The following is a 21610-nucleotide window of genomic DNA, read 5'->3' as shown; positions in this document are numbered from 1 at the left end:
AACTCTCCTTAATTCTTAATAACTTTTCCATTATACCACTTCTACTGACCGATTCGGAAAAATTTATAGTTAATATCCGGTGTCCAGGCGGTAGAATCCTCATAAGACCAGTATCGATTGCGGCTATTATCTGTATGTGCATTGACTAGTGGTATGCCATATAAATCCTTTGCCGTAACTATCGTATTATGATCCCATCTGCCATCACCCTGAAAGTCATAGCATATTATATCACCTGGTATGAGATCATCTGCATTCTCAACCTCTCTCCCCTGCAAACCTTCCCTGGAACCACTTAAATACCACCTTAGAGAGTGGGCGACTGCCCAGCTAAAGCTCCAGCTATCAGTTGAGTACCACCAGCCTCTCCCTCTTTCAGGTGCTCCATGCATTGGTGCACCCCCAGCATAAAGACATTGGGATACATAATTAGTACAGTCAACATCAAATTTCCTGTATTCAGGATTATAACTGTTCCACCAGCGCTCTGCATACTGAACCGCTGCACGCCGGTCATAGGAAAATCGGCTGTTGCTGTCATTACGGATATCATCAGGTGTGATCGATTGCTCTGCCTTTAATTCTCTCATACGTGATGTTTGTTCGTGGTCTGTAATTTTGCCTTCCTCAAGAAAAAATTGATAGGGAATGACACGTTCCTCCAAGTGAAAATGTTCACCCTGCTTCATCAGCAGTGAAAGATGCAGCAAATAATGATAATCGGATTTGCTGTCATAATCTATTTTTCCATTAATATGCCCATCCCCCTGAATCCGCACTATTTCCGTTCCGTGCTCTTTGCACATTTCCTTTTTTCTTTGCCACCAGTCTGCTTTTCGTTCCGATTGGAAAAAATCCAGCCAAAGCTCCTTTAATATTTCCATATTAAAATCCCCTCCATAGAAAGTATATGGAGAGGAAGCTTGACTGAAGTCTAATTATTGACCTTAGAAGTATAGAAATAATAATACAACTGCTTGGAACAGTTAAGGCCAAAGGTAAGGTTTGCCATTATAAAAGTTTCATGATTATTTGGCAGAAGGCTCTTTTAGAAAATCCAATCCTTTTTCCATTTCATATAAAACCTGTTCATCTTGTTCCTTTTCCATCGCAGTTTTAATTGCCTCATAAGCTTCTTCAGTGCCAATCTTCCCAAGTGCCCATGCTGCGGTTCCTCGAATAACTGGTCTTGGGTCATTATTCATTACACCAATCATCTCTTCAACAGCTGTTTTGTCCTTATAATGGCCAAGTGCGATTAAAGCATTACGCTGCAGCGGCTTCTTTCCGCGCCAGGAACCTGAAACATGGCCAAATGTATCTTTAAATTCACGATTGGAAATCCTGAGCATCGGCTTTAATTTTGGTTTCGCAATTTCATTTTCCGGTTCGAATTCCGGATGAATATGGAAATCAACTTTTTTATTTCGTGGGCAAACCACTTGGCAAGTATCACAGCCATATATACGAGTACCGATTTTTGTACGGAATTCATCAGGCAGAAAGTCTTTTGTCTGAGTTAAAAATGCTATGCATCGTTGCGCATTTAACTGTCCTCCCTGCACAAGAGCTCCTGTTGGACATGCATCAAGACATTTCCGGCAATCACCACAGCTATCTTCAACCGGGTCATCCGGGATAAATGGGATATTCGTAATCAGTTCACCTAAATAAACAAAGGAACCAAATTCCGGCGTAATTATTGATGTATTTTTTCCACTGAAACCAATTCCCGCACGTTCCGCAACAGCTCTGTCTGAAAGCTCTCCTGTATCGACCATTACTTTATTTACTGAATCCGGCAGCTTCTCATTAATAAAAGCAGAAAGCTTTTCCAAACGGTCCCGTAAAACGACATGATAATCAATCCCCCAGGACGCTCTGGCAAAAATACCGCGACGATCCTCCTTTGTGCTTATTGGCGCATCCTTCATACGTGAAGGATATGCAATCGCAATGGAAAGGATGGATTGAGCTCCAGGCAATAGTCGCTCAGGTTCCGTCCTTTCCTCATTAGACCCTTTTTCAAATCCTGATTGATATTTCAGTGATTGCTGACGTTTTAATCTCTCCTTTAACTCTCCGAAAACATCCGCCGAGGCAAAACCTATTTTATCAATGCCAATTTCCTTGCTGTATTCAATTATTTCCTGCTTAAGCTGTCTGGTATCCAAAATAATTTCCTCCTTTCTATTTGACTTTTGCTGTTCGCATACGATTTAAAACAGCTGCAATTTCATATCTGCGGGGACGAGCAATATCACCTGGATGCTGATCTTTAAAAACAGTAAATGATGATAATCCTTTTTCGTTCATCTGCACCTCAATTTGATCCAGCAGTTCTTTTAAAGAAATTCTTCCAAGTTTATTAGTACGATCCAGAAACTGAATAATTTCCGCAATCATTCTCGTTTGTGAATCGTCCACAAGCTGCTCTGTATCATCAAAGTTTATTTCCGTTCTGCCCATGATAATTTTATTTAATCCCTTGGCCTGCGTTTTGGAACGTTTTCCCTTTTTTGTTTGCAGGGAATCCTGCTGGAAATACCTGCTGCTAATTTCTCCAAATGGGACCTCTGTTAATGTCTCCCGCTCCAGAGGAAGTTCACTCATGATTTCATTTGCTCTGTCCGTTACGTCCATCGGAATATATGACTCCATCATAATAACCGTATCCGCTACTGCAAAATAATCACCAGATCCTCCCATAACAAGGATTGTGGAGACACCAAGCTCATCATGTAATTGTTTAATTTTATCTAGAAATGGGGTGATTGGCTCCTTGTTTTTCTTTACAAGCAGCTGCATACGGTGATCGCGAATCATAAAATTGGTTGCACTTGTATCTTCATCAATCAATAGTGTCGATGCCCCTGCTTCGAGTGCTTCTATTACATTAGCTGCCTGTGACGTACTTCCACTTGCATTCTCTGTTGTGAAAAATTCAGTAACCTGCTTATGAGGCAGATTATTAATAAATGGTGAAATATTCACACCTGTAATTTTCCGGCCATCCTCTGCACGGATTTTCACCGCGTTAGGGTCTGTCAGCACATATTCACGCCCGTCGCCTTTAACATGGGAATAAACACCTCGTTCAATTGCCTTTAAGATTGTACTTTTTCCATGATAGCCGCCACCAGCGATTAGTGTAATTCCCGCATTTATTGCCATCCCTTTTAATGGTTCATTCTTATAGGGTATCTTTATTTCTGCTTCACTTTCTGCTGGACTTTGGAAGGGAACTGCGTCTTTTAATGGGCGATTGCTCACACCACTTTCCCTTGGAAGAATCGCTCCATTTGCAATAAAGGAAATCCAATTATTCTGCTTCATATGTTCCCTGATCACTTTCTGCTGATCTGCAAGCTGAAAAGCTCGTTCTATTTCTTCATCTTTAATAGCGAAAATTGAATTCCTTATAATGTCTGGTATTGCTTTTCCGAATAATTTCTCTGCTTCTCTGCCATTAATCTTGCGGCCATTTGCTGGAAGTCCAATTGAAATACATATAGTAATGTAGGAAGCATTAAGCTGAACAGCACTTCTTTCCAACACTTCCTGACCGGGCTGATCAAAATGTATCAAACCACTTTTCCCTGAACCTTTAATTGTAACGTTCTGCTTCGATATTGCTTTTCCAACGCTGCGAGCGAAGGCATCTTCCACTGCGACTCTTCGTGTATAATTTTCCAGCCATTCATTTTTTATATAGCGTTTTTCATTGGAAACAATGACGCGGATCTTTGATGGTGATGCAAACGGATCACCCTGCACATAATCTATATATAAATCAAAATCATCATACTTGTAGTGACCTTGAACACTTTTATATGATTTATAGCCTTTATTATCAAGTTGTTTAAATTGCTGAAGTAATTTTTTCATTTGAATCCCTCGCGAGTTTTTAGTTTGTTTAAGAATACTATGTATAAAAGCGTGAGTTCAAGTGAAGAGGTATGCAGGCAGAATTAGTAAAATGCAAATTAAAAACGCAACACCTCGTACGTTAAATTACGAGATACTGCGTTAAGACATATGTATGGAGCGGGTGAAGGGAATCGAACCCTCATCATCAGCTTGGAAGGCTGAGGTTTTACCACTAAACTACACCCGCGTTTTTTAAAAAGCTCTTTTTTTGAGTACAGAAATAATTATACCAACTAATTTTTTTCAAATCAAGGGGTAATTTTACTTTTTTCGACATTTTGTAGTGATAATCAGATTATCCTCTTGCGAACAATCGAATTCTTTTTCTGTACGGCAGGAGTCACCGAAAAGAATTATTTGTTTTGACACAAAATCTATAGACTGCGACTACTTAGCATCTGCTATAATCGCCGTCCGGGATCGCTCCGGGCGGATGCTTTCCGCAGCGGTGGCTCAATTACCATTTAAAGTTATGTCGCAGTTTACATCAAATGTGACGATAAAAAACACCAAGTTTACCTAGCGGGACATTTATAATGACTTTTTCGAAAACAAAAAGAACTGTCCTGAAAGAACAGCTCTCCGACACTCTATAAAACGCAATTTTCAACTCCGCAATTTTCACATACTAATATTTTCCTAAAGTAATTCATATCCTTAATTAAAAAGTATTTATTGTCATTTGCAATAATGTCTTGTTCTTTCCATTTATTCACTACACGGCTGACAGTTTCCCGAGAAATACCGATATGTTTGCTTACATCCCGCAGCATAACAGGTTCTGTTAATCGGATGCCCTCTTTTGTAACAATGCCATACATGTTAGAGTAACGTACAAATACCGAGGCGACTGCGCCTTCAGATCCAAACGCGATATAATCACGCATTTTTGCTTTACTCGCTTCCAGCGACTCCGCTACCCATTTTGTAAACTGTAAGCCTATTTGACCATTTTGATTTAAAATACTCTCCATTTCATTCTTACCGATAAAATATAAGGTAGTGTTCTTTGTTGCCTCCGCTGTATTCGAGTAATTTTTCCCGCTGAATACACCTATTTCTCCAAATCCATCATGAGGGTTCCGTGTAAATATGGTTAATTCCTTACCAGGTCCCAGTTTTTTGTAAATGCGCACCTGGCCCTTCATTATGAAATATAAATAGTTTGAGGGGCTTCCTTCTCTGTAAATTACGTTCCCCTTCTTGACATCCAGTTTCCTCGTGTTAGCCAGCAGCATATCATAATTATATGTATCTAATCTATTTAGTAAAGGCTCCATATTTATCCAACCTTTCTTATTCCTATAACACTATTACCATTATAGTACACCACCAAACATAAAACTGTGATATTTGTCACTTTTTATCCAATATAAATTTGAGGTGATATTGCTAAATCTATTTTAGCAGAAAAATCAAGTTCAATGATTTGAACATTTCTTGAAAGTTGTTCGTTTACAACCGGTTTCAGAAGTTATAAAATAGGCTTTTAAAGGGAGGAGAAAAAATGTCAGTTTATCCGATTATTTTAGCTCAAACAAATTTTACTCACAGAGATAATTTAAAATATCCTTACGAAGAACGAGGGCTCCAGTTTGGTGATGGAGTGTATGAAGTGATTCGGATCTATAACGGTTCTTATTATTTACTTCAGGAACATGTTGATCGTTTTTTTCGATCTGCAGAAGCTGTTAAAATAAATCTTCTATTTACAAAGGAAGAGCTGAGGAATCTGCTCGATGAATTACTGAAAAGAAATGATATGAAAGAGGATGGGAAAGTATACCTGCAGGCAACTAGGGGATCAGCACCAAGGGATCATGTTTTCCCGATCAATGTTTCAGCTAATATTTATGCATATGTTCAAGATTTCCCTCGTGGTATTGAAAATCTTGAAAATGGTATTTCTGCAATTACCCATCCAGATATCCGCTGGGAAAATTGCTATATTAAGAGTCTCAACCTCCTGCCAAACGTACTTGCCAAGCAGGAAGCAAAAGAGCAAAACTGCGGTGAAGCAATTTTGCATAAAGATGGATTTGTAACAGAGTGCAGTTCATCCAATGTGTATCTGGTTAAAGATGGTAAAATTTATACACACCCAGTGAAACAGAATATATTACATGGCTGTGTCCGAATGCGTATCGAGCAATTTGTGAAGGATTTAAATATTCCTTTCATTGAAGAAGGCTTTAACGTTGAGGACATTGCTATGGCAGATGAACTTTTTTTATCCAGCAGTACCTCAGAAATTACGCCAATTGTAAATGTTGATAAGAATCAAATTGGCACTGGTACACCTGGGAAGATAACCCGTATGCTGCAGCAAGCCTATGAAAAAGATGCAAATATAAAAGCTAGTGAAAAAATCAGCAGCTGAACAAAGGCGCAAGCGCCCGTTTAGCGACGTACGAACTTGACTGAACCGCAGGAGTTAAAGGAAACACGGCGACCGTAGGGAGCCGATGTTGACTTATCGTACGGAGGTGAAGGAAGTTCGCTAGTCGCTGGGCGCTTGCGCCGGACGTGGCTGATTTGGTTGTTTATTTATCCACAGGTCAAAAATTTTATAATTTCCTATACAAAAATAATTATAAATAACAGTCAGTTCTTCTATGAAACTGGCTGTTTTTATTTTTGTGAAATTCCTTCAAAAGCTTCATGTTGTATTCAGAAAATTATGCTATAATAATACTTCTGCTAATCTCTCAAAAGGAGGTCCCCCATGAAAAAAGTTGTAATCATTGGAGGCAGTGGTGCAGGTAAGTCAACACTTGCCCAAACCCTTGGAAAAAAGCTTGAACTTCCTATCTATCATCTGGACGCCATCCACTGGCAGCCCGGATGGGTCCCACTGTCACGTGAACAATTTATTAAAGAAACCGAAAAAGTCCTCGAACGTGATACTTGGATAATTGATGGAAACTATGGATCGACAATGGAACAGCGACTCCAGCAAGCAGATACAGTTATTTTTCTTCACTATAGCACCATCCGCTGCCTGTATGGAATTACAAAACGCCGAATAGCCTATCGCAACAAAACCCGCCCTGATATGGGAAAAGACTGTCCAGAAAAGCTAGATTGGGAGTTTTTCCAATGGGTGCTAAAATTCAACAGAACTAAAACTCCGGCAATTTACGAACGACTTTCCACCCTCAGAGATACTGATATCCATATTTTTAAAAACAGAAAAGAACTTCAGAAATATATTCAAACCTTGCCCGATGCATAGCAATTGATTCGCATCCCGAAATAGTTTAGAATGAAACAAAAGTTTTGAAAATTAGTTATATACTAGGAGGCTATTTTATGAGTGAGGAAAAACGCGCATTAACGGCTGAGGATTTTACCAGATTAGAAGTATACAGTGATCCAAGATTTACACCCGGCGGTGAGGCCTATACATATATATCAACAGCAATCAATGATAAAAACGAATATGAATCCCATCTGTTTCATCAAAAAGTTTCGGAAAGCAAGTCTTCACAATGGACATTTGGAAATGTTAAAAACAGCTCTCCACGCTTTTCTCCGGATGGAAAAAAAGTTGTATTTCAATCAAACCGAAGCAGTATTCCACAGCTCTGGATGTTAAACACAAATGGCGGAGAAGCAAAACAGCTTACATTTTTTAAAAATGGTGCAGTAAGCCCTGTATGGTCGAAGGATGGAAATTATATTATTTTCCATGCATCACTTAATCAGGATGATAATATCGAAAATCAAAAAGAACTATCAAAAGAAGAACGGCAGAAGGAAAAAAAGGATAAAGAGAATGAACCGCTTGTCGTTAACCGGCTAAAGTATAAATCTGACGCAAAGGGTTTTCATGACCATAAACGCAGTCAGCTAATCTTATTGGATGTGGAAAATGAGAATTTCACACAGTTAACTTCAGCCGATGCGGATCACAGTTTCCAGGATATTTCTCCTGATGGGAATCTGATTCTGTTTTCTGCAAATCTGAATGAAGATGCCGATTATGAGCTTATCAGTGACCTTTTCACAATGGACCTGAAAACGAAAAAAATTAATAAATTAACTTGCAGCGACGGAGCTTATCATCATGCAGGATTTTCCCCAAGCGGTAAGAAAATCGCCTGCTTTGGACATGGATTTACACATAAAGGTGCAACCTTAAATGAATTGTACATTTTCGATATAAAAACAGGTGAGCGATCAACAATAAGTGAACAATGGGATATGCAGCTTGGTGATTTGATGATAGGTGATACCCGTTTAGGAGAATCGGAAAATGGCCCAGTCTGGTCAGAAGATGAAGACAGTTTATTTTTCCTTGCAACAGATCATGGTGCTACAGGATTGTATCAGGTTTCCTTGAATAGTGAACTAAAGGTACTCTATAAAGATGATAATCACGTTTTTGGTTTTTCCTATGATGCAGGAACAAATTCCTTCATCCTTGGGATAAGTACACCAACAAATCCATGTAATTTTTATCAGCTGAAACAGGATGACAAACTGATTAGATTAACGAATGCAAATGCAGACTTCCTGGAAGAGGTCCATCTTTCAGAGCCGGAAACACTTACCTTTACTGCTAAGGATGGCTGGGAAATTCAAGGATGGCTGCTTCGTCCATATGATTTTGAAGAGGATAAAAAATATCCATTTGTATTAGAAATCCATGGTGGGCCACATGCAATGTATGGCCAGACATTTTTCCATGAGTTGCAGCTGCTTGCTGCCAAGGGCTATGTAGTTCTATACACAAATCCAAGAGGGAGCCATGGATACGGTCAGGAGTTTGTAGATGCTTGCCGGACAGATTATGGCGGTGGAGATTATACTGATTTAATGAGTGCAATAGATTACACACTGGAAAATTATAGTTTCATTGATGAAACGAGACTAGGTGTTACCGGAGGCAGTTATGGCGGTTTCATGACGAACTGGATCGTTAGCCACACAAACCGCTTTAAAGCAGCAGTAACACAGCGTTCCATTTCCAACTGGATCAGCTTTTACGGGGTGAGTGATATCGGCTTCTTCTTCACAGAATGGGAGCATGGGCTGAACTTATTAGACGATCCTGCAAAGCTTTGGGAGTTTTCCCCATTAAAATATGCTGAAAACGTGGAAACACCATTATTAATTTTACACGGTGAACTGGATTTCCGCTGTCCAATTGAACAAGGTGAACAGCTGTTTATTACATTAAAACATTTACGGAAAGATGTAGAATTTGTCCGTTTCCCTGGGGCAAATCATGAACTGAGCAGAAGCGGAAAGCCTGAAATGCGGATCGAGCGGTTAAATCATATATGCCGCTGGTTTGATGAGTATTTATAAGAGAGTTTAAAATAAAAGTACTCTCAAAAATTTATAACAGTTTATTAGTAATGTGCAAAATACTGTCTGCATAGAAAAACACAGCAATTCATTGTACGATGCACACTATAATTCGCAGTTTAAAAGGCATAGGAGATTTTATTCCTAAGCCTTTTTTATATTGCTTCTTCAATAAAAGATTTCACCTCAACTTAGATAAAAATTATTAGTAAAATATACATATTTTTCTAGATTTGAGAAAAACTTAATAAAGATATGCAGCTTTGCCTCTCCATCTCCGTTAATTGCAGGCATGTTAGCTGAATAGTTTGAGTTGTGCTAATCACTAATTATCTTCAGGAATTCCAGGAGGTTTTATTATGTCGGACAAAGAGAAAAATCAAGTAGAAGATCGTACAAGACGTACCTTTTTAAGAAATTCAGGATTCGCCCTTGGCGGTATTGTTATTGGAGGAACAGTTGGCAGCTTGCTTGGGACGACAGACACGAAAAATGAAAGTAATGTAAATACAGAATCAGGTGCACCTGTTGCAAACCCTAATGTTGCCTTAATGTTTTTTTACCCTGAGGAATATGAGACAACAATGGCTGCTGCTGAACGTATCTTCCCTAAAAACGATCTTGGCCCAGGGGCTATGGAATTAAATGCAGGGATTTATATTGACCATCAACTTGCCAGCCAATGGGGAGTAAATGCAAGAGATTACACGGATGGTCCATTTTATAAGCCAGAGCCCACACAAGGAGAACAGATTAAAGTTTTACGAAAGGATCTCTTCCGTTTAGGTTTGAAAGGATTAGATAATTACAGCAATGAAAACTATCAAACAAATTTTGCGGATTTAGAAGCAGCCGAACAGGATGAAGTATTGACTGCATTTGAGAAAGGTGAAGGTCCTTCACTTTCTGGTGTATCTACATCAGATTTTTTCAAATTACTTAGACAGCTAACCATTGAGGGTATTTATGCAGATCCGTTATATGGTGGAAATAAAGAAATGCTGGGATGGCAAATGCGAAAGTACCCTGGTACTTATATGAGTTATGTAAAAGAAATCAAAAGTGACGAATTTGTAGAGTTAGATCAGCAAAGTCTTCATAGTCATATGGGACATTCGTAAAGATTGAAAGGGATGATAAACATGGCTAAAAAACTGCCAAAAGTACCAGTTGTAATTGCTGGAATGGGCTGGGCGGGAAGTATCATTGCGTCAGAATTAACAAAAGCTGGAATTAAAACGGTTGGGCTTGAGCGAGGAAAGGAACGTAAGATGAGCGATTATTTAATGGTTCATGACGAGCTCCGTTTCCAGCATCGTGAGGAATTAATGCAGGATTTATCAAAAGAAACCATTACTTCACGGAATAACCAAGGTATGAGAGCTCTTCCAATGCGCCATTATGGAACATTTATCGTCGGTGATGGTCTTGGTGGTGCTGGCAGTCACTGGAATGGACAAACCTATCGTTTCCTCCCTTACGATTTTGAAATTAAATCGTTAACTGAAAAAAGGTATGGCAAAAACAAAATTAAACCAGAGTATCCACTTCAGGATTGGGGCATTACATATGATGAAATGGAACCCTATTATGATACATTTGAAAAAATGTCAGGTATTTCCGGTGAAACAGTTGAACTATATGGACATCGTTCAAACCCATATCCAACAGGACCTATGCTAAAAACACCCGTGTTGGAAGAATTTGAAAAGGCGGCTAAAAAACTTGGCTATAATCCATATATGATGCCATCTGCCAACCTTTCCGAAAACTATACAAATCCTGATGGTATTGCCCGTGCCGCATGTCAATATTGTGCTTACTGTGAAAACTTCGGCTGTGAGTACGGTGCAAAAGCTGATCCTGTAGTTACAACGATTCCTGTTGCACAAAAAACGGGGAACCTTGACTTGCGAGTACACTCGAATGTTACGCGCATTTTAAATGATGGTACGAAAGCTACGGGCGTTGTTTATGTAGACACTTTCACTGGAGAAGAGTTTGAGCAGCCTGCAGAGGTCGTTGTACTCGCAAGTTATGTATTCAATAATGTAAGACTATTGCTTAATTCAGGCCTTGGTAAACCCTATAATCCAGATACTGGGACAGGCGTCATTGGTAAAAATTACTGTTACCAGGTAAGTTCAGGATATTCCACTTTATACTATAATGACCGTGAGTTTAATCTATATGCTGGAGCAGGTGCATTGGGTATCGAGATTCCTGAATTTACGGGTGACAATTTTGACCATACTAATGAAAATTTCCTTCACGGAGCAGGGGTACGCTCTACTCAATACGGTAATCGCCCAATTGCAAATAATAATGCCCCAATTGGAACACCTGCATGGGGCGAAGAATTTAAAAACCAATCCATTAAATATGCTAATAGCGTACTGCAAGTGAAGTCACAAGGTGCAAGCTTGCCTCATCGAAATAACTATCTTGATCTTGATCCAACGTATAAAGACGCATATGGTATGCCACTATTACGTATGACTTATGATTATACAGAACAGGACCGCCAATTAGTAAAATATATATCGAAAATAACAAGAGCGATTGCAGAAGAAATGGGCCCTGACCATATTGATACTGTTGGAGAACAAGCACCATTTAACGTGAACGTTGATACGAACACACATAACACAGGAGGTGTCATTATGGGTGCTGACCCGAAAGACTCCGCAATTAATTCCTATCAGCAAATGTGGGATGCTGAAAATGTATTTGTAGTAGGCGCATCTGCATTTCCGCATAATAGCTGTTTTAACCCTACTGGTACTCTAGGCGCACTTTCATACAGAGCAGCTGAAGGAATTGGGAGATACCTGAAGGAAGGCGGATCTCTTGTTTAGATAAACTAGAGAAGTATTAATGCACCTGTTTTAAAAAACTTACAATATGAAAGGCACGGAGGTGATACTTTGAAAAGCAGATGGAAATTATCAATGGTTTTTATTTTGTTTTCAATAAGTATTTTATCAGCATGTAACACGGGCAATAATGAACCAGTTGAGCAAGAAGAAGAAGTAAATGATCAACCTGTTCGTTATGAACCTAATCCAAATCAAAATGATCCGGATCAAGGAAACAGACCTTTTATCCATGATGAAAACCCTAATCAAACAGATCAGCAAATGGAAAAGGGAAACGATCGGCAATTTGATAAAGACAGGGGCGCTGAATAAATATAGAAAAATAATATTATCGCCAAAGCTTCGAGAGACTAATATAAACTGTGTTTATATGATCCCATCAAAAAACAGGTGGAATTGTTTCCACCTGTTTTTTGATTGAAAAGTTAATTACGCTTTTGCTTTTTCCTTGAAGAATCTGCCTTTTTTCCCCCTGTTTCCCTTCTTGTAGTCCCTTGCCCCTCTATCTCTGGTGAACTCAAGCCATCTGTTACTGGGTTTACTTTTCTTTTTTTCACTCTGATCACCTCCAATTTGAGTATTCCTTAATATAATCGAGATATGTTTTTTTGCTGCTATTTGTATAATGCCCTATATTTTTAGTACAAACCTTAAAAATAAAACTGTATGAAATCCGCCGGTGTGACAAATGTTAACATTATGTATCTGTGGGAAGGAGACGATTTTTCTGTGGAACAGACATGGCTTTCATTGATTCCATTTATCATCGTGATTGTATTTTCCATCTGGCTTAGAAAAATCTTGCCCGGACTTGTGCTAGGACTGCTTGTTGGCGCATTTTTGGTGGACTTCAGCTTGCTTGATGGGGCAAAAGAGACGGTTAACTATATCGTAACTACATTATCCGACCCCGGGAATATAAACATTATTGCCTTTCTCTATCTATTCGGCGGACTGATTGGTATGATGCAGATATCCGGAGGCATCAAAGGTTTTGCGGATTGGGTCGGCAGCAAAATAGATTCCGAGCGCGGTCTCCTTGCGCTCATTTGGCTGACCCTCCCTTTTACATTCATGATGCCGATGTTTAGAATCATGATGATCGGACCAGTTATCAAAACATTGCTAAAAAAAGTTAACACGTCCAGCTGGAAAGTCGGTTTTACCATGGACATTTCTACTGGTTCGGTGATTGTGCTGCTGCCGGTTGCAACCGCATTTGTCGGCTTTATGGTCTCACTCATTGAAGGTGGTATCCAAAAACACAACCTGGAAGCAGATGCGTATCAGGTATTCCTATACAGTATTCCGTTTAACTTTTTTGCGATTGTGATGCTGATCATTGGACTGATTTGGACATTCTGGTCAAAACCAAAAAAGAAAAATGCAAAGAAAAACAAACTAAAGGGTGCAGAGGAGAATCTTCACCGCATGGGAATTAAGAAGGAATTGTCCACGGTGAAAGCACAGCCATGGAATTTGATTGTCCCTTTGTTTTTGCTGCTTGGGCTGACATTGTACCTATTGTGGCAAGACGGTATAGAAAAAGGTGCCACAGGAATCCTGGATGCTTTTGCGGTAGCGAATGCAACTTTTGTTATTTTGCTTGCAGTATTTATTACACTGATCGTTACATTTATTTACTATATGCTAAGAAAACAGAAACTTGGTGAAACGATCTATCATTTTTATGATGGCGGAAATCAGCTGATGCAGCCGATCATTCTCCTTGTACTAGTATGGTCACTGTCTTTGGTGGCAGAAGATCTTGGATTTTCCCAGTTTATCGGAGCAACTCTGGGGTCATTTCTTCCGGGCTTCACCATCCCGGCCATCGTCTTTTTAATCGGTTCAGTTGTCAGCTATTTCCTAGGTTCCTCCTTTGGAACATGGGGGATTTTCATGCCCCTTGGAATTGCATTGGCAACATCCACCGGTGCATCCCTCCCAATGACAGTCGGCGCGGTATTTGCCAGTGGGTCTTTCGGTGCCATGACCTCTCCGCTTGGTGATACAACGATCACAACGGCATCCATTATGGAAGTCCCCCTTATCGCTTATGCACGATATAAATTAAAAATTGTATCAATCGGTGTCGGCATCGCTGCGGTTTTGTATCTAGCGGCAGCATTCTTTCTTGGGTGACTTCATTAGACAAGGCAAATGCTAATTCTGTTCGTTTTTACATCTGTAATCGTTAGATAGTATATTGAAAGTAAGAATCCATTTTGAAAAATATGTTCAAAATGGATTCTTATCTATCGAGTTTAAGTTTTACCGTGTTGAAATTGATCAGTTTACTGTAATGCTTCACGTATATAAAGATATAATTCAGCGTCCAATCCGTATTGTAATGCAACACTTGGATTATCGGCATAAAATGCCTCAGCATTTTTCTCGATTTCTGAATCACCTTTTGAAAATGAATATGCCATGCTTTTCCATCTCTCCGCTAACTCTTGCACAGTTTTTGTTTTGGGCGAAGTTCCTTTCTCTTTTTCCAAACGCAAATTTGTTAACAACAATTGAAATTCTTCCTCTGCAGCTTTTAACGCATCCTTATCCATTTGCTCATAGTAACTTCTCATTTCTGCTAATTGCGAGTTTGAAAAATACTTAGATCGATTCATTTTCATGAGTTCGAACAACGATGTTAGTTCTTTAATGGAAATATATTTTTGATTGGCAAGTTCATTTTTCGTTTGCTCTAATTGGCAGAGCAATTGTTGTTGAATTTTAATATCTTCCCTTATACGATCAATTTGTTTATCGATCGTCTCCATTACAGAAGTGTTTTCTTCACTCTCAATTATTTCTTGGATCTCTTCTAATGATAAGCCCATCTGCTTTAAAACAAGTATCTCATGTAGTTTTTGCAAATCTGCATGCGTATAACGACGATGGCCAGAATCTGTGTATTCAGATGGAGAGAACAATTGAATTTGATCATAATATCTTAATGTACGAATCGAAAGACCTGTTAATTTTGCTAGTTCGCCTACCTTCCAATAATTAGTCATGTTATTCCTCTTTCCGTAAAAGGGTTTTAATTTCAGTCGGGTAAAATTGATAAGTTCTTCCACAGATGTGACAGCTTGATTTGATTATCTTGTTGGCATAAATGTATGTCATTAACTCTTTTTCATCCAAAGAATTCAGCATTCCATAGAACATTTCCTTGGAACACCTGCATGAGAATTGAACTGGAACCTGACCTATGATTTCTAAGTCACTGAAATAGTTTCTTAGCTCTTCTTGGATCTGTATACGATCTATCCCTTTAAGTTTTGCTAAAAAGCTTGAGCTCGTATTAATTCTTTCCTTCATTTCACTTAACAAATGCCGTGGAGCACCGGGAAGCAGTTGAGCAAACATGGCATAGCTATAAAGAACGGTATTTTCTTTATTTATAGCTAAATTTGTCTCAATATATGTTTCCAGTTGCTCACTTTGATTAAAATAATGGGACAGATCCTTATCTATGTTCTGATAAGGCATATCTGTAATCCCAGTAAATTGATTCATATCAGAGCCTGTGATCATTCGAATAGAAGCCTTCTGACCGATAAGGTTTTGAATAGAAACATCTTCCATGCCGCTAGCTTTCACAAGCGATTGATTAGCATAACCACGTACATTACCATGTGCACTTGTATCCGCAAAAATTTTATATTTAGGATTGCTCATCGTAATAGTAGCACTCAACCTCTGCTCTCCCTTTAAAGTTGCAGAAAGGAGGCTAATTCCAGATACGGTTTTTCCCAGAGCAACATTAATTATTCGATTGTTATGACCGTTCAAATTGATAATTTCATTAATCAGTGCTGTATTATCTACAAAATATAACCGAACCTGTTTATCAAAAACCAATGCCTTTATGATTTTATTTTTCATTTGGAGTATCCTTTCCTTACGTAAATTAATCCTTTTAGATAACTATAAAACATTACCTTACGTAAGGTTCAAGTATAATGCGAAATTATTTTTCAGCAAAAATGACCAAATAGTACTTTTGTTGAATATTCATCTCTGTCCCCCAAAATTTATACTTTTGAAAATACAATTTTATATTGATCATCCCAGTTCTTCAAATCATGATATAACAACAAAAACAAACACGTTATTTCTAATGTGAAATAACGTGTTTGTTTTCATTTTCATTCCTGAAATATACTCGTTTGGATGTTATTAAAGTACTGCACTTTCAAAATTCTCCTTTACATTTTTCTCCACATCCATTTGCTTTAAATACTCTCTTAATGTTCTCGGTTTTGCTTCAAATTTTTTATTCTTAAACCAGCCTGTCATTGCCTGTAATGTTTCCAAACTGGTAAAATACGGAACCTGGTATCTAACTGATAATTCACGGATATAAAATCCGATTTTTTCTTTTTGCCTTCCCTGATTAGGTATATTCAGGACGATATGTGGCGGTGTATTTTTCCAGTGATTGAGCAAACCTTCTTTATTTTTTATGATTTCTTCTGCTTGAATACCCGCTTTCTGCAAATATTTTGCTGTACCTTCCGTTGCAGTTATCTGTACTCCAAGCTGCATAAATTCTGTTATCAGCTTTATACTTTCCTTTTTCATGCGGTCAGAAACGGACACAAAGAGCTGTAATTTTTCCTGATGCAGATTTTGGATTCCTAGAAAAGAAGATGCATTTGCCAATGCTTCCGGTTTCGACCATCCTAATCCAATAATTTCTCCGGTTGATTTCATTTCCGGTCCTAAAACATGGTCAACACCATTTAGCTTACCAGCTGAGAAAATTGGTGCTTTTACAGTAAAGTGGACTGGTTCCTTTAATAAACCCAATTCCTCTGTTATCTCTATCAGCGGGGTGCCGAGCTGTGCTTTCACCGCCCACTCAATCATCGGGATTCCAGTCACTTTGCTCATAATTGGCACGGTTCTGGAGGAACGAGGATTTACTTCAAGGACATAAATAATATTTTCAAAAATAACAAATTGAATATTCATCATTCCAATAACAGGCACAGCACTGCTGATTTTTTCTGCAATTTCCACAATGCGCATTTTCGTTTCTTCAGGTAGACTTACAGATGGGAAAATTGTCATACTGTCACCGGAATGGACCCCTGCTTTTTCCAGATGTTCAAAGATCCCTGGAATGACAATCTCGTTGCCATCACTTATTACATCAATTTCGCACTCCAGTCCCGGAACGTACTGATCAACTAATAGTGGCCAGATTCGTCCATTCGTCTCTTTTTTCATTCTTTCCATGTAACTGTTCATCTCTTGTTCATTATTGCAAATGAACATCGACTGTCCCCCTATCACATAGGATGGTCGAATCAGAACTGGAAATCCAAGATTTTGAACAGACTCCGTTAATTCCTCACTTTTTCTCACAATGTGCCCCTCAATATGAGGGATATTTAACTTATTTAACAGGTTATAAAATTGTTCTCTGTCTTCCATTTGATCAATATGTTCTGGCGTGGTCCCCAAAACATTGATTCCTTCCTCTTTCAGATCATTTGCTAAATTAATAGCCGTCTGACCACCGAACTGAATCAGTACCGCATCTATATTTTCTTTTTCAATAACTGCCATTATATCTTCCAATGCCAATGGTTCAAAATACAGACGGTCTGCAACTGAATAGTCGGTACTGACTGTTTCCGGGTTGTTATTGATCACTACTGCTTCATAGCCCATCTTCTTTAAAGACAACGCGGCATGAACTGAACAGTAATCAAATTCAACTCCTTGCCCGATACGGATTGGACCGGAACCCAGAACAAGAACTTTTTTCTTGTTACTAGTTTGGACTGCATGATCACTGCCTTGCCAGGTGGAGTAATAGCATACTGAAGAATCATCAAATTCACCTGAACCAATTGCCTTATATACAGGTTTCATGGAATGCTTCCGATAAAAACTTCTCAGCTCTTTTGCTGTGGTTCCAGCTAGATCAGCAATCCGCTCATCACTGATATTCAATCGCTTCGCTTCTTTTAGATTTTTCATCGATAAATTTGGCCATTTATCCTTTACCAGTAATTGTTCACATACAATAATCGATTTAATTTTGCCTAAAAACCATTCAGTCATATCTGTGAGCTTTATCAGCTGATCAATATTCATTTTACGGTGAAAGGCTTCAGTAATTGCAAAAAGTCTTAAATCATTCGGGGTTGATAAAAGGTCTACCAGTTCCACAAGTGATTTATCATGCATTCCAGGCCAGTTTAGACTGGTCACATTCATTTCCAGGGAACGGACAGCTTTATTCAGTGCACCTTCAAATGTGGAGTCAATCGCCATTACTTCACCAGTAGCCTTCATTTGTGTCCCTAATGTCCGATCACCTTCCGTAAATTTATCGAACGGAAAGCGGGGCAATTTTACAACAACATAATCCAGTATTGGCTCCGTGTAAGCATTTGTGCTGATCTGAACAGGATGCTGTATCTCATCAAGCTGCTTTCCAACCGCACACTTTGCTGTTATATAGGCAATTGGATATCCGGTTGCTTTTGAAGCAAGTGCTGAAGACCGGCTCACTCTTGGATTTACTTCAATGATGAAGTACTCATTGGCCTCCGGATGCAATGCAAATTGAATATTGCAGCCACCGACAACATCGAGTGCCCGAATTATTTTGATGGATGCATTCTTTAGCATCTGTTTTTGAAATTCTGATAATGTTTGCGCGGGTGCAGCAACAATGGAGTCTCCTGTATGCACCCCTACTGGATCCATGTTCTCCATATCACAGACAACCATACAATTACCTGCGGAATCGCGCATTACCTCATACTCTACTTCTTTCCAGCCTTTGATGCTTTTTTCAACCAGCACCTGATGAATCGGGCTCAATTTCAGCCCCTGATTTAAAATTCCAATAAATTCATCCTCATTATATGCAAACCCGCCACCTGTACCGCCGAGTGTGTAAGCTGGCCGCAAAATCACTGGAAATCCAACATCTTTTATAAAATCAATACCCTCATCCATGGACTCCACTATTTTTGACTCTGGGATTGGCTCATTTATTTCAATCATTAAATTGCGGAATAGTTCACGGTCCTCGCCTTTTTTAATGGAGGAAACAGAAGTACCCAGAAGCTTAACTTTATATTTATCCAGAATTCCCTTTTCGGATAACTCCACCGTTAAGTTTAATCCCGTCTGTCCTCCCAGACACCCAATCAATCCATCCGGTTTCTCTTTTGCGATGATTTTTTCCAATGTATCCACTTGCAGTGGCTCCATATAGATAGAATCCGCAATTTTTTCGTCTGTCATGATGGTTGCGGGATTATTATTAACAAGTACAACAGTAATTCCTTCCTCTTTTAAAGACAGGCACGCCTGTGTGCCTGCATAATCAAATTCAGCAGCCTGCCCAATGACAATTGGACCGGAGCCTATTACAAGCACTTTATTTAAAGCTTTTTGCTTCCACATAATTAAATTCCTCCTGAGGTGAGTTACTGAAAATATACAATTTTAGTTTGTTGAAGTGGCATCTATTTCAGCAGCAATTTGTTTGAATGTATCTGTAAAAATCTCCAGTTCCTCTTGTGAGGTTGTCAATGGTGGTAATATTCGAAGCACCTTAGCTCCTGCAGCCAGGACAAGGATCCCTTTTTCTCTGAATCTGGTAATCACTAGAGCTGCTTCGTCATATAATTCAACCCCGATCAGAAAACCGGTCCCTCTGACTTCTTTAATACAGTTAAAATTCTGTTTTACAGTTTCCATTTCGTTCCAGAACCATACAGCCTTTTTATAAACATCTGGCAGCAAGTTTTCTTCCAGTATTTCTTCCAGTGTTGCCAAGCCTGCAGTCATTGCCAATGGATTTCCGCCAAAAGTACTGCCATGGCTACCCGGCTGAAAGGATTTTGCAACATGTTCTTTTGCTAGCATGGCACCAATAGGAAAACCGGAACCCAGTCCTTTAGCCAATGTAATAACATCTGGTTCCACACCGTATTGCTGATAGGCAAATAACGTCCCTGTTCTGCCGATTCCGGTTTGAATTTCATCGATCATCAGCAATATATCCTTATCTTTACATAAATCAGCAAGCTCATTCACCCATTGCTTATCAGCAGGATTTACTCCTCCCTCACCTTGAACAAGCTCGAGAAGCACGGCAGTTGTTTTTTCATTGTTTATTTGTTGAAGAGCCTCGAAATCATTAAACGGCAAATATCGAAAGCCAGGGGTTAATGGAGTAAAACCATCATGGATCTTTTTTTGGCCAGTAGCTGCCAAAGTTGCAGTTGTTCTCCCATGAAATGAACTTTTGAATGTAACGATTTCGGTCCGCTCTGGATGCCCGCTGTCCTTTGCATATTTTTTTGCTATTTTGATGGCAGCTTCATTTGCCTCCGCCCCGCTATTAGCAAAAAAAGCCTGGTCTAAGCAGCTATTCTTCGTTAATGCAGCTGCAAGCGAATGCTGAGATGGAATTTCATATAGGTTTGAGCAATGCCATAGTGTATCGACCTGCTCTTTTAATTTTTGCTGAACTGAATCTGGTACATGCCCCAGATTGCATGTTGCAATACCGGACGTGTAATCCAGAAACTTCTCTCCTTTTTCATTCCAGACATAGCTGCCTTTTCCTTTCACAAGGCTGATTGGAAAACGGTTATAGGTATTCATTAGATTGCTCTGTTTTACTGTAACGCTAGACATGATAAGCCTCCTTCTCCATAACAACTTTTGTCCCGGCCTTTTTACCTTCAATATAATTTTTCAAATCAATAGGATCCAATCCATTTAAAATTACTGATTCAGTTGCACCGCCATCAAGCCCTTTTAACGCTGAACGGACTTTTGGTATCATTCCGCCATGGATAACACCAGTTGAAATTTTTTCTTCAACCTGTTGTTTCGTCAGTACTGGATGGATAATCTTGGTATTATCAAGGCTTTCCATTACACCGGGAATATCACTGATTAAGACAAGCTTCCCCTTCAAACTTCCGGCAACTGCCGATGCAGCCATATCTCCGTTAATGTTATATCGCTGGCCTGAAGCATCCATTCCTATTGGTGAAATTACTGGAATTATTCCAGTCTTCACTAAGAGATTCAGCCAATCGGAGTTTACCTCTGCCACCTGTCCAACATAGCCCAGAGCCCCCGTCGGATCAACCGGAGCAGCCTTTAGCAGGGAGCAATCCAATCCGCTCACTCCACATGCTGCTCCCCCTGCCTTCTCTAGCTGATGAACGATTTTTTTATTTACGGACCCGCTCATTACCATTTCTGCAATATCAAGAACTTCATCTGTTGTTACTCGCAATCCATCAATGAAAGTACTTTCAACCTCAAATTTTTCTAAGGCCTGATTAATATCCGGCCCGCCACCATGGACAATGACAGGCTCACAGATGCCAGACTTTTTCAATTGTACAACCATCTCATAAAAGGAATCAGGAAGTTTTGCTAAAATACTTCCCCCGATTTTTAAAATCACTGCATTCATC

17 protein-coding genes and 1 tRNA gene are annotated in these 21610 nt (G+C 39.2%); 7 read left to right on the top strand and 11 right to left on the bottom strand.

The window, feature by feature from the left end; genetic code table 11:
* Positions 1 to 41: 41 nt before the first annotated feature.
* The 5 genes from CIL03_RS14265 to CIL03_RS14245 form a co-directional block, all read right to left on the bottom strand.
* Positions 42 to 884, bottom strand: coding sequence for an amidase domain-containing protein (locus tag CIL03_RS14265; RefSeq protein ID WP_094886551.1), 843 nt, complete (start codon positions 882 to 884; stop codon positions 42 to 44).
* A gap of 144 nt (positions 885 to 1028) precedes the next feature.
* The gene (queG, locus tag CIL03_RS14260; protein ID WP_094886550.1) at positions 1029 to 2174 is read right to left on the bottom strand and encodes a tRNA epoxyqueuosine(34) reductase QueG; all 1146 of its coding nucleotides are present in this window, start codon (positions 2172 to 2174) and stop codon (positions 1029 to 1031) included.
* Positions 2175 to 2190: 16 nt separating this feature from the next.
* On the bottom strand, positions 2191 to 3888 hold the full coding sequence (locus tag CIL03_RS14255) for an ABC-ATPase domain-containing protein (protein WP_094886549.1): 1698 nt from the start codon (positions 3886 to 3888) through the stop codon (positions 2191 to 2193).
* A gap of 155 nt (positions 3889 to 4043) precedes the next feature.
* Positions 4044 to 4117 (bottom strand) — tRNA-Gly (locus CIL03_RS14250).
* Positions 4118 to 4520: 403 nt separating this feature from the next.
* Positions 4521 to 5210 carry a Crp/Fnr family transcriptional regulator gene (locus tag CIL03_RS14245; RefSeq protein WP_094886548.1) on the bottom strand — a complete coding sequence of 230 codons (690 nt, stop codon included), beginning with the start codon at positions 5208 to 5210 and terminating at the stop codon, positions 4521 to 4523.
* 227 nt (positions 5211 to 5437) lie between these two features.
* On the opposite strand from CIL03_RS14245, the gene dat reads away from it, so the two are divergent.
* The 6 genes from dat to CIL03_RS14215 all read left to right on the top strand — a co-directional run bounded on the left by dat (position 5438) and on the right by CIL03_RS14215 (position 12437).
* Positions 5438 to 6310: a D-amino-acid transaminase gene (dat, locus tag CIL03_RS14240; protein WP_094886547.1), complete on the top strand. Its 873-nt coding sequence runs from the start codon at positions 5438 to 5440 to the stop codon at positions 6308 to 6310.
* A 345-nt stretch (positions 6311 to 6655) separates the two neighbouring features.
* Positions 6656 to 7165: a DNA topology modulation protein gene (locus tag CIL03_RS14235; protein ID WP_094886546.1), complete on the top strand. Its 510-nt coding sequence runs from the start codon at positions 6656 to 6658 to the stop codon at positions 7163 to 7165.
* Positions 7166 to 7242: 77 nt separating this feature from the next.
* The gene (locus tag CIL03_RS14230; RefSeq protein ID WP_094886545.1) at positions 7243 to 9246 is read left to right on the top strand and encodes a S9 family peptidase; all 2004 of its coding nucleotides are present in this window, start codon (positions 7243 to 7245) and stop codon (positions 9244 to 9246) included.
* 359 nt (positions 9247 to 9605) lie between these two features.
* The gene (locus tag CIL03_RS14225; protein ID WP_206207708.1) at positions 9606 to 10367 is read left to right on the top strand and encodes a gluconate 2-dehydrogenase subunit 3 family protein; all 762 of its coding nucleotides are present in this window, start codon (positions 9606 to 9608) and stop codon (positions 10365 to 10367) included.
* Positions 10368 to 10388: 21 nt separating this feature from the next.
* Complete coding sequence (locus tag CIL03_RS14220) at positions 10389 to 12104, top strand: GMC family oxidoreductase (RefSeq protein ID WP_094886543.1); 1716 nt, start codon at positions 10389 to 10391, stop codon at positions 12102 to 12104.
* Between the two features lie 69 nt (positions 12105 to 12173).
* Positions 12174 to 12437 carry a hypothetical protein gene (locus tag CIL03_RS14215; protein WP_094886542.1) on the top strand — a complete coding sequence of 88 codons (264 nt, stop codon included), beginning with the start codon at positions 12174 to 12176 and terminating at the stop codon, positions 12435 to 12437.
* Between the two features lie 113 nt (positions 12438 to 12550).
* Here CIL03_RS14215 and CIL03_RS14210 read toward each other — a convergent pair whose 3' ends face one another.
* Positions 12551 to 12682 carry a YuzL family protein gene (locus CIL03_RS14210; protein WP_094886541.1) on the bottom strand — a complete coding sequence of 44 codons (132 nt, stop codon included), beginning with the start codon at positions 12680 to 12682 and terminating at the stop codon, positions 12551 to 12553.
* Positions 12683 to 12854: 172 nt separating this feature from the next.
* On the opposite strand from CIL03_RS14210, the gene CIL03_RS14205 reads away from it, so the two are divergent.
* Entirely contained in the window at positions 12855 to 14270 is a 1416-nt protein-coding gene (locus tag CIL03_RS14205) for a Na+/H+ antiporter NhaC family protein (RefSeq protein WP_094886540.1), read from the top strand.
* Between the two features lie 152 nt (positions 14271 to 14422).
* Here the strand turns inward: CIL03_RS14205 and CIL03_RS14200 are convergent, their stop codons facing one another.
* From CIL03_RS14200 to argB, 5 genes are all read right to left on the bottom strand, one after another.
* Positions 14423 to 15145, bottom strand: coding sequence for a MerR family transcriptional regulator (locus CIL03_RS14200; RefSeq protein WP_094886539.1), 723 nt, complete (start codon positions 15143 to 15145; stop codon positions 14423 to 14425).
* A 1-nt stretch (position 15146) separates the two neighbouring features.
* Positions 15147 to 16019: an Hsp33 family molecular chaperone HslO gene (locus CIL03_RS14195; protein WP_094886538.1), complete on the bottom strand. Its 873-nt coding sequence runs from the start codon at positions 16017 to 16019 to the stop codon at positions 15147 to 15149.
* Positions 16020 to 16313: 294 nt separating this feature from the next.
* Entirely contained in the window at positions 16314 to 19571 is a 3258-nt protein-coding gene (carB, locus tag CIL03_RS14190) for a carbamoyl-phosphate synthase (glutamine-hydrolyzing) large subunit (RefSeq protein ID WP_094886537.1), read from the bottom strand.
* Positions 19572 to 19613: 42 nt separating this feature from the next.
* Positions 19614 to 20813: an acetylornithine transaminase gene (locus CIL03_RS14185; protein WP_094886536.1), complete on the bottom strand. Its 1200-nt coding sequence runs from the start codon at positions 20811 to 20813 to the stop codon at positions 19614 to 19616.
* Positions 20806 to 21609, bottom strand: coding sequence for an acetylglutamate kinase (gene argB, locus CIL03_RS14180; protein ID WP_094886535.1), 804 nt, complete (start codon positions 21607 to 21609; stop codon positions 20806 to 20808). The genes CIL03_RS14185 and argB overlap by 8 nt, the downstream gene beginning before the upstream one ends.
* Between the last annotated feature and the right edge of the window lies 1 nt (position 21610).

Origin of the sequence: Virgibacillus indicus, from assembly GCF_002266285.1 — a bacterium.
In the GTDB taxonomy this organism is placed as follows: domain Bacteria; phylum Bacillota; class Bacilli; order Bacillales; family Amphibacillaceae; genus Virgibacillus_K; species Virgibacillus_K indicus.
The sequence above is the reverse complement of the archived record's forward strand: the minus strand, read 5'-3'. Positions and strand labels throughout refer to the sequence as shown.

Coding starts and splice junctions, on each gene's coding strand:
- CIL03_RS14225 (WP_206207708.1), top strand. CDS start 9,606: ATGTCGGACAAAGAGAAAAATCAAGTAGAAGATCGTACAAGACGTACC.
- CIL03_RS14185 (WP_094886536.1), bottom strand. CDS start 20,813: ATGTCTAGCGTTACAGTAAAACAGAGCAATCTAATGAATACCTATAAC.
- CIL03_RS14200 (WP_094886539.1), bottom strand. CDS start 15,145: ATGACTAATTATTGGAAGGTAGGCGAACTAGCAAAATTAACAGGTCTT.
- CIL03_RS14245 (WP_094886548.1), bottom strand. CDS start 5,210: ATGGAGCCTTTACTAAATAGATTAGATACATATAATTATGATATGCTG.
- CIL03_RS14230 (WP_094886545.1), top strand. CDS start 7,243: ATGAGTGAGGAAAAACGCGCATTAACGGCTGAGGATTTTACCAGATTA.
- argB (WP_094886535.1), bottom strand. CDS start 21,609: ATGAATGCAGTGATTTTAAAAATCGGGGGAAGTATTTTAGCAAAACTT.
- CIL03_RS14195 (WP_094886538.1), bottom strand. CDS start 16,019: ATGAAAAATAAAATCATAAAGGCATTGGTTTTTGATAAACAGGTTCGG.
- CIL03_RS14235 (WP_094886546.1), top strand. CDS start 6,656: ATGAAAAAAGTTGTAATCATTGGAGGCAGTGGTGCAGGTAAGTCAACA.
- CIL03_RS14255 (WP_094886549.1), bottom strand. CDS start 3,888: ATGAAAAAATTACTTCAGCAATTTAAACAACTTGATAATAAAGGCTAT.
- CIL03_RS14265 (WP_094886551.1), bottom strand. CDS start 884: ATGGAAATATTAAAGGAGCTTTGGCTGGATTTTTTCCAATCGGAACGA.
- dat (WP_094886547.1), top strand. CDS start 5,438: ATGTCAGTTTATCCGATTATTTTAGCTCAAACAAATTTTACTCACAGA.
- carB (WP_094886537.1), bottom strand. CDS start 19,571: ATGTGGAAGCAAAAAGCTTTAAATAAAGTGCTTGTAATAGGCTCCGGT.
- CIL03_RS14220 (WP_094886543.1), top strand. CDS start 10,389: ATGGCTAAAAAACTGCCAAAAGTACCAGTTGTAATTGCTGGAATGGGC.